The organism is Streptococcus thermophilus, assembly GCF_010120595.1.
Taxonomy (GTDB): Bacteria; Bacillota; Bacilli; order Lactobacillales; family Streptococcaceae; genus Streptococcus; species Streptococcus thermophilus.
The window spans coordinates 792193-808895 of sequence record NZ_CP038020.1; the positions used below are offsets into that span (position 1 = coordinate 792193).

Here is a 16703-nt window from a genome sequence, read left to right on the forward strand (position 1 = left end):
ATAAATTGTGCGTTATTGATTAGAAAATTTATTATTAGACTAGGTATCGTGAGAGTTGACTATATTTTCATTATAAAGAAAAACCTATCCTTTGTAGGAGATAGGTTATAAAATTAGTTGTTGCTACGGAAAAATGCGTCATAGAGCGCTCTAACGGCTTCTTTCTCTTGTTCAGTTTCAATTACAAACATTACAGAAACTTCACTTGATCCCTGAGAAATCATTTCAAGGTTAATGTTTTTTTCAGAGAGTGCTTTGGCTGCTGTCGCTGTAACACCGATGTGGTCTCTCATATTTTCACCAACAATCACTAGGATAGAAAGGCCATGTTCAATTTCAACTTCATCAACACCAAGTTCACGCGTCAAATAAGAGAGGATTTCTTGTTCTTTGATTGGGGTAAGTTCACGTTCTCGAATAATGATTGAAAGGTCATCAATTCCAGAAGGCATGTGTTCCCAACGGATGTTTAAATCTTCCAAGATTTGTAGCACCTTACGTCCGAAACCTACCTCGCGGTTCATGAGGTATTTACTCATATTGATGCTGACAAACTTGTCATCGCTAGCAATACCAACAACTGGAACAGTTGCTCCCTGGTGTTCAAGAATAATACGTGTGCCTGGGTGGTCCGGATTATTGGTGTTTTTGATAACTAATGGAATCTTACCACGATATGCTGGGAGGAGAGCTTCATCATGAAGAACCGAAAATCCAGCATATGCCAACTCACGCATTTCTTTGTAAGTCAACTCTGGAATAGAGTGCGGTTCATGTACCACACCTGGGTGGGCTGCAAAAATACCATCTACATCTGTAAAGTTTTCATATAGGTCAGCTTTAACACCTGCCGCTATGATAGAGCCTGTGATATCAGAGCCTCCTCGTGAGAATGTACAGATTTGATTATCAGAGGTGACCCCAAAGAATCCAGGAATAATCAGAACCTCATCTGATTCACGAAGTTCTTCTAACTTATCATATGAACCCGGAAGAATACGGGCGTTGCCTGGCTCACTTGAGACCAAGATACCAGCTTCGCGAGGATGAACGTAGCGTGCTTCAATATCGTTATTGCGGAAATATTCAGCAATTAATTTTGCATTATTGTCCTCTCCAGCAGCTAGGAAGGAATCATGGAGGAAATCGTTATCCTCGATGGGAAGCGTAGCGAGGTCAGTAATAGCTTTGGCAATTTTTACCATCTCTTTTGATTTGAAACCTAGTTCATCAACCATAGCTTGGTAGCGGTTAATAATCCATTCTTGGTCAGCTTTAACATCCGCACCCTTTATATAGTGTTTGTAGTATTTAATTAGGGCGTCTGTAACTTTGGTATCCTCATCGTTACGTTTACCAGGGGCAGAGACAACGACAAAGCGGCGTTCAGGGTCAGATTTTACAATGTTTAAGACTTTTTCTAATTGTATTGCTGAAGCGAGTGAGCTTCCGCCAAATTTGATGACTTTCATAGTTACTCCAAAAAAATTATAAATTATTCTACAATTATAGCAAAATTCTGATAATTTGTCACATTGTTTTTAAAAGCGAGTAAGATTTAGTCTGATTATGATACAATAAAGGAAGAAAAGGAGGATGTCCCGTGGTAGAGGCAATTATTTTTGATATGGATGGTGTCCTTTTTGACACTGAAAAATATTATTATGATCGACGGGCAAGTTTTTTAGGCCAAAAGGGTATTTCAATAGATCATTTACCCCCGTCTTTCTTTATAGGTGGAAATACTAAGCAGGTTTGGGAAAATATTCTTAGAGATGATTATGATAAGTGGGATGTGTTAACTTTACAAGAAGAGTACAATACTTATAAACAAAATAATCCCTTACCCTATAAAGAATTAATTTTTCCTGATGTTTTAAAGGTTTTAAATGAAGTGAAATCTCAAGGGTTGAAAATAGGCTTAGCCTCTAGCTCAGTGAAAGCAGATATCTTTAGAGCTTTGGAGGAAAATCGTTTGCAAGGTTTCTTTGATATTGTTCTCTCAGGAGAGGAATTCAAAGAGAGTAAACCCAATCCAGAGATTTATTTGACAGCGTTAAAGCAATTAAACGTGCAAGCAAGTCGTGCTCTTATCATTGAAGATAGTGAAAAAGGAATTGCTGCTGGGGTAGCTGCAGATGTAGAGGTCTGGGCGATTAGAGATAATCGGTTTGGTATGGATCAAAGTGCTGCAAAAGGTTTATTGGATAGTCTTACAGATGTTTTAGACTTAATAAAATAGAAAACAACACCGAGCTTGTCTCCTCGGTGTTTTGAGGTATCAAATTAAAAAATTATAAGTTTATATTGACCTTTAGGTGGACTATGGTATACTAGGAAATAACGACTTATGATTTGATTATCAAATTATCTATATATCAAATAAAATTGTGATAAAAAATTAAATAACATGCGGTTTTGATATAGTAACTAGTTATCGGAAGGAGTGCTAAAATGGCTTACGAAACAATTCTTTATAGTGTTGAAGAGGAAGTGGCAACATTAACTCTCAATCGCCCTGAAGTGCAAAATGGATTTAACATTCAAGTTTGTGATGAGATTATGGCTGCAATCGAGGAAGCAGGGGAAGATGCATCTGTGAAGTTCTTGGTTATCAATGCTAAGGGGAAAGTCTTTTCTGTTGGTGGAGACCTTGATCAAATGAAAAAAGCTGTTGCTGTGGCTGATGTACAATCTTTGGTTCGTATTGCTGAGCAAGTGAATGAAATATCTTTTGCTCTTAAAAAATTGCCTAAGCCAGTCATCATGGTTATTGATGGGCCCTGTGCAGGTGCCGCTGCTAACTTAGCAGTTGCAGCAGATTTCACAATTGCATCTGAAAAAGCTAAATTTATTCAAGCTTTTGTAGGTGTTGGTTTGGCCCCTGATGCTGGTGGTCTTTACCTTTTGACTCGTTCAATTGGTATTAATCGTGCTACTCAAATTACCATGACAGGAGAGCCTGTGTCAGCTGAGAAAGCTTTAGATTGGGGGATTGCTTACAAGGTAGTCGATTCAGAAAAACTTGAGAAAACAGTGAGTCAATTGATTAAGAAATTAAATCGTTCTTCAGTTAATTCATTCAAAGCAATTAAAGAAATGGTTTGGGAATCTGAATTTGCAGGTTGGGAAAAATACGCTAAGCTAGAGCTTGATTTGCAGAAATCTCTTGCATTTACAGAGGACTTTAAAGAAGGTGTACGTGCTTATAGTGAACGTCGCCGCCCTAAATTCAAAGGAAAATAAACTTGTTTTCAGAAATTAAAACTAAAGCTTTCAAATTGGACTTGCTAAATTAGTTTGAGTCTGATATAATTTGATAATCAAATCTTATTGAAAGGAGTCTGGTGTGAATTACGATAAAATTAATGGCTATCTTGTTGATATTTTTAATAACGTCGTTATTATCGAAGAAGCAAGTTTGAAAAATTCAAAGTTTAATGATATTTCCCTCAAGGAAATGCATACCATTGATGTTATTGGCACACATCCAGATACGACACCAAGTGCAGTTGCTAGAGAGCTTATGTTAACCCTTGGTACTGTAACAACTTCTCTCAATAAACTTGAAAAGAAAGGATATATTATTCGTACGCGATCATCTGTTGATCGTCGTGTGGTCCATCTATCACTTTCTAAAAAAGGTCGTCTGGTATATCGTCTTCACCGTGGTTTCCATAAATCAATGGTGATGCGGATTACAGAAGGCTTTAACGACGAGGAATTAAAGGTTATGAGCAAAGGTTTGGAAAATCTCCATGCCTTTCTTGAGGAGTTGAAATAATGGCATTTGCAAAAATTAGTCAGGTTGCCCATTATGCACCTGCTCAGGTCGTGACCAACGATGACCTATCTAAAATCATGGATACCAGTGATGAGTGGATTCGCTCACGTACAGGGATTCAAGAACGTCGCATTTCATTAAATGAGAATACAAGTGATTTAGCTACCAATGTTGCTTATCAGCTGTTGGAAAAGTCGGGATTATCTCCTGAAGAGCTAGACTTTGTTTTAGTTGCAACGATTTCTCCTGATAACTCAATGCCGTCAGTGGCAGCACGTGTTCAAGGAACAATTGGAGCAGTTAATGCCTTCGCTTTTGATATTACTGCGGCATGCAGTGGTTTTGTCTTCGCTTTGGCAACCGCAGAAAAATTGATAAAGTCAGGAGCTTACAAAAAAGGTTTAGTTATTGGTGCTGAAGTTCTTTCAAAAACTTTAGACTGGTCTGATCGTGCAACAGCAGTTCTTTTTGGAGATGGGGCTGGCGGTGTTTTATTAGAAGAATCTGAAGAAGAACACTTTTTTGGTGAATCTTTAAATACCGACGGTAGCAAGGGCGGTCTTGAGTCGGGAGCTTCTGCAGTTATTTCGCCTTATTCTGATGGTACTGAGCAGCCTAATCCCTATATGCAAATGGATGGTAAAGCAATCTTTGATTTTGCTGTTAAGACTGTTTCGAAGAGTATTAAAGCATTGGTTGAAGAAAAAGGTGAACCTGATTACTTCCTTCTTCATCAAGCTAATATTCGTATTTTGGATACTATGGCTAAGAAAATTGATGTTAGTCGTGATAAATTTCTGGCTAACATGATGTCTTATGGTAATACCAGTGCAGCAAGTATTCCAATCTTGCTTTCTGAGAATGTGGCGAATGAGACTCTTAAGTTAGGCAGTGATCAAACAATTCTTCTCTCAGGTTTTGGAGGGGGTTTGACATGGGGCAGTCTAATTGTTAAAATCTAGTTATATAAATTATGCACCAGCATAGATTATAAGAAATATATTTATCTTAAAGGAGAAAATAAAATGGCAGTATTTGAAAAAGTACAAGAAATCATTGTTGAAGAACTTGGGAAAGATGCAGAAGAAGTAAAATTAGAAACTACTTTTGACGAACTTGATGCTGATTCACTTGATGTATTCCAAGTTATCTCAGAAATCGAAGATGAATTCGATATTCAAATCGAAACTGAAGAAGGTCTTAACACGGTTGGTGACCTTGTTGCTTACGTAGAAGAGAAAACTAAATAAGCAGGGCATAGAGAATATTCTTATTAGGGATATTCTCATTTGTTTATAAAATTACTTTGATTATTAAACTATTTATTTGATTAGAAAATCGAAAAAAGGTGAAAAATGAAATCTCGTATTACAGAACTGTTAGGAATTAAATATCCAATCTTCCAAGGTGGTATGGCCTGGGTTGCTGATGGTGACTTGGCTGGAGCCGTTTCAAATGCTGGTGGACTCGGAATTATTGGTGGCGGTAATGCCCCTAAAGAAGTGGTAAAAGCTAATATTGACAGGGTGAAACAAATCACTGACAAACCATTCGGTGTTAATATTATGCTTTTGTCGCCATTTGTTGACGATATTGTTGACCTTGTTATTGAAGAAGGTGTAAAAGTTGTTACAACTGGTGCAGGAAACCCAGGTAAATATATGGAACGTTTCCACGAAGCCGGTATCACAGTTATTCCAGTTATCCCATCAGTTGCACTTGCTAAACGCATGGAAAAACTTGGAGCGGATGCTGTTGTTGCAGAAGGTATGGAAGCTGGTGGTCACATCGGTAAATTGACAACTATGGCTCTTGTTCGACAAGTTGCAGATGCGGTATCTATCCCGGTTATTGGGGCTGGTGGTGTTGCTGATGGACGTGGTATGGCTGCTGTTCTCATGCTTGGAGCAGAAGCTGTGCAGGTTGGTACGCGTTTCGCTGTTGCCAAAGAATCTAACGCTCACCAAAACTTCAAGGATAAGATTTTGAAGGCTAAAGATATCGATACTGTGATTTCCGCTTCTGTTGTAGGACACCCTGTTCGTACCATTAAGAATAAGTTGGCTACAGAGTACAATCAGGCCGAAAAAGATTTCTTAGCTGGTAAGAAAACTCAAGAGGAAATTGAAGAGCTTGGTGAAGGTGCACTTCGTAATGCCGTTGTTGATGGAGATGTGGAACATGGTTCAGTTATGGCTGGACAAATTGCAGGTCTTATTCGTAAAGAAGAAACGTGTGCAGAAATCTTAGAAGATTTGTACACAGGTGCTGCAAAGGTAATTAAAGAAGAAGCTGCTCGTTGGGCAGATGTAAACGTCTAAAAACATCGAAAGGATTATGATAGTGACAAAACGTGCTTTCTTATTTGGTGGTCAAGGAGCTCAGAAATTGGGTATGGCAAGTGATTTGTATGCGGCATATCCCATTGTCAAAGAAACATTTGATACGGCTAGTCGTATTTTAGGTTATGATTTACGTGAATTGATTGATTCTAACGAAGAAAAACTTAATCAAACACGCTATACTCAACCAGCTATTTTGACAACGTCAGTTGCTATTTATCGTCTCTTGGCAGAAAATGGTATTGCTCCTGATATTGTTGCTGGACTTTCTCTTGGGGAATATTCTGCCCTGGTTGCAGCTGGTGCCCTCTCATTTGAAGATGCAGTAGCCTTAGTTGCTAAACGTGGGGAATTCATGGAAACTGCAGCTCCAGCTGGAACTGGAAAAATGGTTGCTGTCATGAACACAGATCCAAATTTGATTGAAGAGATTTGTCAAGAAGCTTCTGAAAAGGGTGTAGTAACGCCTGCCAACTATAATACCCCAGCACAAATTGTAATTGGTGGTGAAGTTGGGGCTGTTGATTATGCTGTAGAATTACTTAAAGAAGCAGGTGCAAAACGCTTGATTCCTCTTAATGTATCAGGCCCATTCCATACAGCTTTACTTGAATCAGCTAGTCAAAAATTGGCAGCAGAACTAGAAAAAGTGTCATTCAATGACTTTGTCCTCCCATTGGTAGGTAATACTGAGGCTCAAATTATGAAGTCAGAAGACGTTAAAGCTCTTTTGGCTCGTCAGGTGATGGAACCTGTACGTTTTTATGATTCGATTGCCACTATCCAAGATTTTGGTGTAGATGAAGTGATTGAGATTGGGCCAGGAAAAATCTTGTCAGGTTTCTTGAAGAAAATTGATAAAACCTTACCAACTCAAAATGTTGAAGATCAAGCTAGTCTTGATGCCCTTCTTAATGCTTAAAACGAGGTAAACATGGAACTTAAGAATAAAAATGTTTTTGTAACAGGTTCAACACGTGGTATTGGATTAGCTGTGGCACATCAATTTGCTAGTCTTGGTGCCAACGTTGTCCTAAATGGACGTTCTGAAATTTCTGAGGACTTGCTTGCGCAATTTGTGGACTATGGTGTAACTGTTGTTGGTATCTCAGGTGATATTTCTAATGGTGAGGATGCTAAACGTATGGTAGCAGAAGCCATTGAAAAACTTGGAAGTGTTGATGTACTAGTTAATAATGCTGGTATCACCAACGATAAGTTGATGTTGAAGATGACTGAAGAAGATTTTGAACGCGTCTTGAAAATCAACTTGACTGGTGCTTTCAATATGACACAGGCAGTCTTGAAACCAATGTCTAAGGCTCGTCAAGGTGCCATTATCAATATGTCATCTGTTGTAGGTCTTATGGGAAATGTTGGTCAAGCTAATTATTCGGCTTCAAAAGCTGGTTTGATTGGTTTCACTAAATCAGTAGCACGTGAAGTTGCAGCTCGTGGTGTTCGTGTTAATGCTATTGCTCCTGGTTTCATTGAGTCTGATATGACTGATGCAATCCCAGAGAAAATGAAAGACGCTATGATTGCTCAAGTACCAATGAAACGTATTGGTCAGGCAAAAGAAGTGGCAGAAGTTGCGGCTTTCTTAGCAGGGCAAGAGTATCTTACAGGTCAAACAATCGCTATTGATGGTGGTATGACCATGCAATAATTGATTTTCATTATCAAAAAATCATATACTAAAATATCCATCCGAAAAAGGAGAATATACATGTCTACAAATCGTGTTGTTGTTACAGGTTACGGTGTAACCTCGCCAATCGGTAATACACCAGAAGATTTTTGGAACAGTCTTCATGACGGTAAGATTGGTATTAAGCCAATCACCAAGTTTGATGCTTCTGAAATCCCAGTCTTTAACGCTGGTGAAATCCAAGATTTCCCATTCGACAAGTATTTTGTGAAAAAAGATACTAACCGTATGGACACTTATTCACTTTATGCGATTTATGCTGCTATGGAAGCACTTGAAAATTCAGGACTTAATATGGAAGAAGTAAATCGTGATCGCGTTGGTGTTATCGTGTCATCTGGTATCGGTGGTTTACAAGAACTTGAAGATCAAATTATCCGCATGTATGAACGTGGTATGAAACGTATCAAGCCAATGTTTATTCCTAAAGCTCTCTCAAACATGGGTGCAGGGAACATTGCTCTTAAGATTGGTGCTCAAGGAGTATGTAAATCAGTGACAACTGCCTGTGCCTCTGCCAATGATGCTATCGGTGAAGCCTTCCGCGAAATTAAATTTGGATTTCACGATGTTGTCTTGGCTGGTGGTGCGGAAGCTTCAATCACTAAAATTGGTATTGGAGGTTTTAACGCTCTTACAGCCCTTTCAACAACAGAAGATCCAGAACGTTCTTCAATTCCATTTGATAAAGACCGTAATGGTTTTGTTATGGGTGAAGGTGCTGGGGTTCTTGTTATTGAAAGCTTGGAGCATGCGCAAAAACGTGGTGCCAACATCTTGGCTGAGATTGTTGGTTACGGATCAAACTGTGATGCCTATCATATGACAACGCCAACTCCAGACGGTTCAGGAGCTGCTAAAGCAATTAAATTGGCTATCAATGAAGCTGGTATCAAGCCTGAAGATGTTGACTATGTCAATGCTCACGGTACTTCAACACCAGCCAACGAAAAAGGTGAAAGTGGTGCTATTGTGTCTGTACTTGGTAAAGATGTTCCAGTTTCATCTACTAAATCATTTACAGGTCACCTGCTTGGTGCTGCTGGTGCTGTTGAAGCTATTGCAACAATTGAAGCTATTCGTCACAGCTTTGTACCAAAAACTGCTGGTACAAAAGAATTGTCTGACTACATTGAAGCTAATGTTGTTTACGGTGAAGGTAAAGAAGCTGATATTGAGTATGCAATCTCAAATACCTTTGGTTTTGGTGGACACAACGCTGTTCTTGCCTTTAAACGTTGGGAGGGCTAATTTATGAATATTTCTGAAATTAAAGATTTGTTGGCTCAATTTGATGCCTCAACTTTGCGTGAATTCTCATATAAAAACAATGGAGAAGAGTTGAACTTGAGTAAAAATCAAACAAGTTCAGTAACTACTTCTCCAGTAGCTCCTACAGTTGAAGTGGTTGCGTCATCTCCTCAGGTTCCAGTTGCTCCAGTAGCAGCACCTGCCGCTGTTGAAACTCCAGCAACACCAGTTGAAGAAGCTTCTGCTCAAGCTGCTGAAGGTGAAGTGGTTGAAAGTCCACTTGTTGGTGTGGCTTACTTGTCTCCATCACCTGAAAAACCAGCCTTTGTTTCTGTTGGTGATACTGTTAAGAAAGGTCAAACGCTTCTTATCGTTGAAGCAATGAAGGTGATGAATGAAGTACCAGCACCTAAAGATGGTGTTATTACTGAAATCTTGGTAGCGAATGAAGAAGTTGTTGACTACGGAAAAGGATTGGTACGCATCAAATGACAATTGATATTAATGCTATTCGTGAAGCTTTACCACACCGTTATCCAATGCTTTTGGTTGACCGTGTGCTAGAAGTTTCAGAAGACGAAATCACAGCTATTAAAAATGTAACGATCAATGAACCTTTCTTTAATGGACATTTTCCTCAATACCCAGTTATTCCAGGTGTCCTCATCATGGAAGCTCTTGCGCAAACAGCTGGTGTTCTTGAATTGTCTAAACCTGAAAACAAGGGCAAATTAGTCTTTTATGCAGGTATGGATAAGGTTAAATTTAAAAAACAAGTGGTTCCTGGTGACCAACTTGTTATGACAGCTAAGTTTGTTAAACGTCGTGGAACAATTGCTGTTGTTGAAGCTAAGGCTGAAGTCGATGGTAAACTTGCTGCATCAGGTACTTTGACTTTTGCTATTGGAAGCTAGTGTTTTGTGAAAATCCTTCTGGCGACAGTCGGAAAGGATTTTTCTTTAGACATTGGTCTATCACATAGAAAGGAAATCAACACAGACTATCATAAAGATGTCTGATGTTATCTTGTTTTATGTTTAAAAAATTATTGATTGCCAATCGTGGTGAAATTGCAGTGCGTATTATCCGTGCAGCGCGTGAATTGGGTATCCAAACGGTCGCTATCTATTCTGAGGCGGATAAGGATTCTCTCCATACTATGCTTGCTGATGAAGCTATCTGTATTGGTCCGGCAAAATCAATTGATTCTTATTTGAATATGAACCGTGTCTTGTCAGCAGCTATTGTAACTGAGGCTCAAGCTATTCATCCAGGGTTTGGTTTCTTGAGTGAAAACTCTAAATTTGCTACTCTCTGTGAGGAAATGAACATCAAGTTTATTGGTCCTTCAGGTGAGATTATGGACAAAATGGGTGATAAAATCAATGCTCGCGCTGAAATGATTAGGGCTAATGTCCCTGTAATCCCTGGTTCAGATGGTGAAGTCTTTACGGCTGAAGAGGCTTTAGAAGTTGCCAATCGTCTAGGTTACCCAGTGATGCTTAAGGCTTCTGCAGGTGGTGGCGGTAAAGGAATTCGTAAGGTCAACACTAAAGAAGAGTTGGCTCCTGCCTTCGAATCTGCGTCACAGGAAGCTAAAGTATCCTTTGGTAATGGGGCAATGTATATTGAGAAAGTTATTCACCCAGCTCGTCATATTGAGGTTCAAATTTTGGGAGATAGCTATGGTAATATTGTTCACCTAGGTGAGCGTGACTGTTCTCTTCAACGTAATAACCAAAAGGTCTTGGAAGAATCACCTTCTGTTGCCATTGGTAAGACACTTCGTGATGAAATTGGGTCTGCGGCTGTCCGTGCTGCTAAGGCTGTTAATTATGAAAATGCGGGTACTATCGAGTTTCTTCTTGATGAAAAATCAGGTCAGTTTTACTTTATGGAAATGAATACTCGTGTTCAAGTTGAGCACCCAGTTACTGAATTTGTAAGTGGTGTGGATATTGTTAAAGAACAAATCCGTATTGCTGCAGGTGAAAAATTATCTGTGTCTCAAGATGATATTGAAATCAAGGGACATGCCATTGAGTGTCGTATCAATGCGGAAAATCCTAAGTTCAACTTTGCACCAAGCCCAGGGAAAATTAGCAATCTCTACCTACCTAGTGGTGGTGTTGGTCTTCGTGTGGACAGTGCTGTCTATCCAGGCTATACCATTCCACCTTACTATGATTCAATGATTGCAAAAATCATTGTTCATGGAGAAAATCGATTTGAGGCACTCATGAAGATGCAACGTGCTCTTTACGAGTTTGAAATCGATGGAGTTGTGACAAATGCTGACTTCCAGTTAGATTTGATTTCAGACCGTAGCGTTATCGCTGGGGATTATGACACATCATTCTTGATGGAAACTTTCCTACCAGAATATCAGAATCGTGAGGGATAGAGTTTATGGGATTATTTGATCGAAAAGAAAAGTATATCCGTATCAATCCTAACCGTTATGTACGTAATGGGGTTGATCACCCAGTGCCAGAAGTACCAGATGATCTTTTTGCCAAATGTCCTGGCTGTAAGCAAGCTATTTATCAAAAGGACTTGGGACAAGCTAAAATCTGTCCAAACTGTTCTTATACCTTCCGTATTTCCGCAAAAGAACGTCTTGATTTAACGGTTGACGAGGGATCTTTCCAAGAATTATTTACAGGTATTAAAACTGAAAATCCATTAAATTTCCCAGGTTATATGGAGAAGCTAGCTGCCACCAAGGAAAAAACAGGTCTTGATGAAGCAGTTGTGACGGGTGTTGCAACTATAAAGGCACAAAAAACAGCCTTGGCTATCATGGATTCCAACTTTATCATGGCTTCAATGGGAACCGTTGTTGGTGAAAAAATCACAAAACTCTTTGAGTATGCGATTTTGGAAAAACTTCCAGTAGTTATTTTTACAGCTTCTGGTGGTGCCCGTATGCAAGAGGGAATCATGAGTTTGATGCAAATGGCTAAGATTTCAGCTGCTGTAAAACGTCATTCAAACGCTGGCTTGCTGTACTTGACTGTCTTGACAGATCCAACCACTGGCGGGGTTACAGCAAGTTTTGCCATGCAAGGCGATATCATCTTGGCTGAGCCACAAACTTTGATTGGCTTTGCAGGTCGTCGTGTCATTGAAAATACAGTTCGTGAAACTTTGCCAGATGATTTCCAAAAGGCCGAGTTCCTTCAGGAACATGGTTTTGTTGATGCCATTGTCAAACGTACAGAGTTGGCTGATACTATTGCCACGCTCTTATCATTCCATGGAGGTGTTCAATGAGCGACGTAGCACGTATTTTAAAAGAAGCACGTGATCAAGGCCGTTTAACGGCCTTGGACTTTGCTAAAGAAATCTTTGATGATTTCATCGAACTTCATGGTGACCGTAATTTCCGTGATGACGGTGCCGTTATCGGCGGTATTGGTCGCTTAAATGGCCAAGCCGTTACAGTAGTGGGTATCCAAAAAGGTAAAAACCTACAAGATAATCTCAATCGTAACTTTGGTCAACCTCATCCGGAGGGCTATCGTAAGGCTCTTCGCCTTATGAAACAGGCTGAAAAGTTTGGTCGTCCAGTTGTTACCTTTATCAATACTGCAGGTGCTTATCCTGGTGTCGGAGCAGAGGAACGTGGACAGGGTGAGGCTATTGCTCGTAACCTTATGGAAATGAGCGATCTTAAGGTGCCAATTATTGCCATTATCATTGGTGAAGGTGGTTCGGGAGGAGCTCTTGCCTTGGCAGTAGCCGATAAGGTTTGGATGCTTGAAAATACCATCTATTCTATCTTGAGTCCTGAAGGATTTGCAACTATCCTCTGGAAAGACGGCTCACGTTCAGAAGAGGCGGCAGAGTTGATGAAGATTACATCAGGCGAGTTGCTTAACATGGGAATCGTTGATAAGGTTATCCCAGAGCGTGGCTATTTTACTAGTGAAATTATTGAAGGGATTAAGACAGCCATCGTAGACGAGTTGGCAGAATTAAGCCAATTAACAACAGAAGACTTACTTGAAGCGCGTTATCAACGTTTTAGAAAATATTAAAAAACATTGGGAATTATATCCCAATGTTTTTTAGACGGTATGACGTTCGAAGGCTTGGTCTGAGATGCCTTGTTCAAGGATAAGTTTAGCCCATTCCTTAGCTGAATGAAGGCTGTGATCCTTATAGTTACCACAAGATTCAATAGTAGTTCCTGGAACATCTTCCCAAGTAATTTCGTTTGCAATAGCTTCAAGACTAGATTTGATAACTTTGGCAATTTCCGTAGGATCTTGTTTTCCCCACATGATCATATGGAAACCTGTACGGCAACCAAATGGTGAGCAATCAATAAGGCCATCGATACGTTGACGGATCAGTTTAGCGAGTAGGTGTTCGATAGTATGAAGACCACCTGTATCAATACTATTTTCATTAGGTTGAATCAAACGGATATCAAAGTTTGTGATGATATCTCCTTTAGGTCCAACTTCCTCTGAAATAAGACGGACATAAGGTGCTTTTACAATAGTGTGATCAAGTTCAAAACTTTCAACAGTAACGTCTTTTGGCATGGTAATACCTCCCTATTCTATAGAGTTATGATACCACAAAATCAGTTTAAAGTTCTAGTATTTATTTGAGAAAAAGCTATAAATATGATAAACTAGAGGCGGTTTTCTTTAGGGAAACCTTAGAAAAGTTGAGGTAAAGACATGATAAACATGATAATTTTAGTTGTCTTTGCACTCATTGGTTTAGTCGTTGGATATTTAGCAATTTCTATCAAACTTAGCAAAGCTAAGGAACAAGCAGAAACTATCTTGCTAAAGGCAGAACAAGACGCTGTGAATCTTCGTAGTCAGGCAGAACATGATGCAGATCATCTACGTGTAACTGCTGAACGCGAAAGTAAGGCTCAACGTAAAGAGCTCTTGTTAGAGGCAAAAGAGAAAGCTAGAAAATATCGAGAAGATATTGAAGAAGAATTCAAATCTGAACGTCAAGAGCTTAAACAAATGGAGAATCGTTTAACAGAACGTGCAACCAGCCTTGATCGTAAGGATGAAAATCTATCAAGTAAAGAACTCGCCCTCGAGAAAAAAGAGCAGAGTCTTGCTGACAAATCTAAACATCTTAATGAGCGTGAAGAGAATGTGACTCAGTTGGAGGCTGAGAAGCAAGCTGAACTTGAACGTATTGGTCAAATGACCATTGCAGAGGCGCGTGAGGTAATCTTAACAGAGACTGAAAATAATCTTACTCATGAGATTGCAACACGTATCAAAGATGCAGAAGCACAGATCAAAGATACTGTTGATAAGAAGGCCAAAAACTTGTTGGCGCAAGCTATGCAACGTTTGTCTGGGGATTATGTTACTGAACAAACCGTAACCACTGTTCACCTCCCAGATGATAATATGAAAGGTCGTATCATTGGCCGTGAGGGGCGTAACATTCGTACCCTTGAAAGCTTAACAGGTATTGATGTTATCATCGATGATACTCCAGAAGTGGTTGTTCTTTCTGGTTTTGATCCAGTCCGTCGTGAGATTGCTCGCATGACTCTCGAAGCCTTGATTAAGGATGGACGTATCCATCCAGCTCGTATTGAGGAGTTGGTTGAGAAGAGTCGTAAGGAAATGGATAACCGTATCCGCGAATATGGTGAAGAGGCAGCTTACGAAATTGGGGCTATGAATCTCCACCCTGACCTAATCAAGATTATGGGACGATTGCAGTTCCGTACTTCATATGGTCAAAACGTACTTCGTCACTCAGTTGAAGTTGGTAAACTAGCAGGTATTATGGCCAGTGAATTGGGTGAGAATGTGGCTCTAGCTCGTCGTGCTGGTTTTCTTCATGATATGGGGAAAGCTATTGACAAAGAGGTCGAAGGTAGTCACGTTGAGATTGGTACTGAGTTTGCACGTAAGTATAAAGAGCATCCAGTCGTGGTTAATGCCATTGCCAGCCACCATGGAGATGTGGAACCTGAGAGTGTGATTGCAGTTATTGTAGCTGCAGCAGATGCTTTGAGTTCGGCTCGCCCAGGAGCTCGTAATGAATCCGTTGAGAATTATGTCAAACGCCTTCGTGATTTGGAAGAGATTGCATCAAGCTTTGACGGTGTTCAAACAAGCTTCGCCCTTCAAGCTGGTCGTGAAATTCGTATTATGGTTCATCCAAATAAAATCTCAGATGATGAAGTTACGATCTTGTCTCACAAGATACGTGAACAAATTGAGAAAAACTTGGATTACCCAGGAAATATTAAGGTTACAGTCATTCGTGAATTCCGTGCGGTTGACTATGCCAAATAAGAGGTTCTTTGTCAACTGTAGAGGGTGGCAAAGTTAAGCTCTAGCGAGAACAAATGATGTTCTCGCTTTTTTGCTGTTCAAAGCGATGTAAATACGTTTTTTAAAGTTGTTAGAGTTGTTTTAAATGAGTGATTGAGTTGAGGTAAAGCTTCCTGAATTAATCCAAAAAATTGTTGTGTTTAAAAATCTTGTCTAAACACTCTTTAGGTGTTAAGGTTTCCCTGAAAGTCCTCGAATAAAAGGCGTCAGGTAATAGTTTTCGACTATCCTTTTGAATGAGTTTCCAGTAATATTTTAGAACACGATATTCAAGAGACTTCTTCTCAAATTATTTCATTATTTGAATGCGTGTCTGTTTTAGCGTTCTGTTCATATGTTGGACAATGTGAAAACGGTCAAGAACAATTTTAGCATTGGGAAAAATAGTTTTGATTAAAGGGATGTAATTACCAGACATATCCATAGTAACAATTTTCACCCCTTCTCGAGCTTCTTTAGAGTATTTGAAAAAGTGACTACGAATGGTTGTTTGTCGTCTGTTATCAAGAATAGTGATAATTTTCTTAGTCTCATAATCCTGAGCAATAAAGGCTAGCTTTCCCTTTTGATAAGAGAATTCATCCCAAGACAGTACTTCAGGTAAGGTAGAATGGTCATCCTTGAACTGAAATTGTTTAAGCTTACGATACACAGTTGAGGTCGAGATGGCAAGTTTTTCAGTGATGTGCGTCAAAGCTTCTCGATTAAGCAAGAGTTGAGCTGTTTTCTGCTTCACTAATTCAGAGATTTGACAGTTCTTCTGAACAAGGGAGGTCTCAGAAACCGTCACTTTATGGCAGTCTTTGCATTGAAATCTTCTCTTCTTCAAACGAATAAGACTAGGGAGTCCACCAATCTCAATAAAAGGAATCTTATAAGGCTTTTAAAAGTCGTATTTGATTTGTTTTCCTTGACAATGACAACACTTAGGAGGAGTGTAATCAAGTGTAGCTTGCACCTCAATATGTGTCTCGTGTTGAAAAACTTTAGTTAAAGTGATATTTTTGTCTTTAATTCCGATTAATTCTGTAGTATGATAGAGTTGTCTCATATGATTCTTTCTATTTATGGTTTCGTCGCTTTAAATTTTAAGTCAGATGGGACTTTTTGTATACTCAAAAGCTCCATAACTTCTTAGCAGGTTTTACCCACTACAGAAATTATAGAGCCAAATAAGATAAGAAAGCCGAAAGGCTTTTTTTATTTTGTAGTAAAAGTGAAAAGATTAGCCCTGTTAAAAATGTATGAACTTTCTTATCAAATTGCTTCAT

Annotated in this window: 17 protein-coding genes and 1 pseudogene; 15 read left to right on the forward strand and 3 right to left on the reverse strand. The window is 39.3% G+C overall.

Features of this window, described 5'->3' with window-relative positions; all coding sequences use genetic code 11:
- Positions 1-113: 113 nt before the first annotated feature.
- A complete protein-coding gene (locus E3C75_RS04220; RefSeq protein WP_111679261.1) occupies positions 114-1472 on the reverse strand; it encodes an aspartate kinase in 1359 nt (452 codons plus the stop codon).
- Positions 1473-1603: 131 nt separating this feature from the next.
- On the opposite strand from E3C75_RS04220, the gene E3C75_RS04225 reads away from it, so the two are divergent.
- From E3C75_RS04225 to E3C75_RS04290, 14 genes are all read left to right on the forward strand, one after another.
- Positions 1604-2242, forward strand: a complete 639-nt coding sequence (locus tag E3C75_RS04225; RefSeq protein ID WP_084830510.1) for an HAD family hydrolase — start codon at positions 1604-1606, stop codon at positions 2240-2242.
- 212 nt (positions 2243-2454) lie between these two features.
- Positions 2455-3246 (forward strand): enoyl-CoA hydratase, encoded by a 792-nt coding sequence (locus E3C75_RS04230; protein WP_111679263.1) that lies wholly within the window; start codon positions 2455-2457, stop codon positions 3244-3246.
- Between the two features lie 103 nt (positions 3247-3349).
- A complete protein-coding gene (gene fabT, locus E3C75_RS04235; RefSeq protein WP_111679265.1) occupies positions 3350-3784 on the forward strand; it encodes a fatty acid biosynthesis transcriptional regulator FabT in 435 nt (144 codons plus the stop codon).
- A complete protein-coding gene (locus E3C75_RS04240) occupies positions 3784-4746 on the forward strand; it encodes a beta-ketoacyl-ACP synthase III (protein WP_002949773.1) in 963 nt (320 codons plus the stop codon). Before fabT ends, E3C75_RS04240 begins: the two co-directional genes overlap by 1 nt.
- Positions 4747-4809: 63 nt before the next feature.
- The gene (locus tag E3C75_RS04245) at positions 4810-5034 is read left to right on the forward strand and encodes an acyl carrier protein (RefSeq protein WP_004184034.1); all 225 of its coding nucleotides are present in this window, start codon (positions 4810-4812) and stop codon (positions 5032-5034) included.
- A gap of 105 nt (positions 5035-5139) precedes the next feature.
- Entirely contained in the window at positions 5140-6105 is a 966-nt protein-coding gene (fabK, locus tag E3C75_RS04250) for an enoyl-[acyl-carrier-protein] reductase FabK (protein ID WP_011680780.1), read from the forward strand.
- A 22-nt stretch (positions 6106-6127) separates the two neighbouring features.
- Entirely contained in the window at positions 6128-7048 is a 921-nt protein-coding gene (fabD, locus tag E3C75_RS04255; protein ID WP_014621184.1) for an ACP S-malonyltransferase, read from the forward strand.
- Between the two features lie 12 nt (positions 7049-7060).
- Complete coding sequence (gene fabG, locus E3C75_RS04260) at positions 7061-7795, forward strand: 3-oxoacyl-[acyl-carrier-protein] reductase (RefSeq protein WP_002949780.1); 735 nt, start codon at positions 7061-7063, stop codon at positions 7793-7795.
- Positions 7796-7855: 60 nt separating this feature from the next.
- Positions 7856-9088: a beta-ketoacyl-ACP synthase II gene (gene fabF / locus E3C75_RS04265; RefSeq protein WP_011680782.1), complete on the forward strand. Its 1233-nt coding sequence runs from the start codon at positions 7856-7858 to the stop codon at positions 9086-9088.
- 3 nt (positions 9089-9091) lie between these two features.
- Complete coding sequence (gene accB / locus E3C75_RS04270; RefSeq protein WP_011680783.1) at positions 9092-9580, forward strand: acetyl-CoA carboxylase biotin carboxyl carrier protein; 489 nt, start codon at positions 9092-9094, stop codon at positions 9578-9580.
- Positions 9577-10002, forward strand: coding sequence for a 3-hydroxyacyl-ACP dehydratase FabZ (fabZ, locus tag E3C75_RS04275; RefSeq protein WP_084828521.1), 426 nt, complete (start codon positions 9577-9579; stop codon positions 10000-10002). The genes accB and fabZ overlap by 4 nt, the downstream gene beginning before the upstream one ends.
- Positions 10003-10121: 119 nt before the next feature.
- Positions 10122-11492 (forward strand): acetyl-CoA carboxylase biotin carboxylase subunit, encoded by a 1371-nt coding sequence (locus E3C75_RS04280; protein ID WP_084829201.1) that lies wholly within the window; start codon positions 10122-10124, stop codon positions 11490-11492.
- 5 nt (positions 11493-11497) lie between these two features.
- Positions 11498-12364, forward strand: a complete 867-nt coding sequence (gene accD / locus E3C75_RS04285) for an acetyl-CoA carboxylase, carboxyltransferase subunit beta (protein WP_014727333.1) — start codon at positions 11498-11500, stop codon at positions 12362-12364.
- Entirely contained in the window at positions 12361-13131 is a 771-nt protein-coding gene (locus E3C75_RS04290) for an acetyl-CoA carboxylase carboxyl transferase subunit alpha (protein WP_100273292.1), read from the forward strand. Before accD ends, E3C75_RS04290 begins: the two co-directional genes overlap by 4 nt.
- Before the next feature lie 30 nt (positions 13132-13161).
- On the opposite strand, the gene E3C75_RS04295 is transcribed toward E3C75_RS04290, so the two are convergent.
- On the reverse strand, positions 13162-13644 hold the full coding sequence (locus E3C75_RS04295; RefSeq protein WP_002885585.1) for an S-ribosylhomocysteine lyase: 483 nt from the start codon (positions 13642-13644) through the stop codon (positions 13162-13164).
- A 141-nt stretch (positions 13645-13785) separates the two neighbouring features.
- Here E3C75_RS04295 and E3C75_RS04300 point away from each other — a divergent pair, with 141 nt between their 5' ends.
- Positions 13786-15393, forward strand: a complete 1608-nt coding sequence (locus E3C75_RS04300) for a ribonuclease Y (RefSeq protein ID WP_014608011.1) — start codon at positions 13786-13788, stop codon at positions 15391-15393.
- 33 nt (positions 15394-15426) lie between these two features.
- Here the strand turns inward: E3C75_RS04300 and E3C75_RS04305 are convergent.
- Positions 15427-16483: pseudogene (locus E3C75_RS04305) on the reverse strand (ISL3 family transposase).
- Positions 16484-16703: the final 220 nt, after the last annotated feature.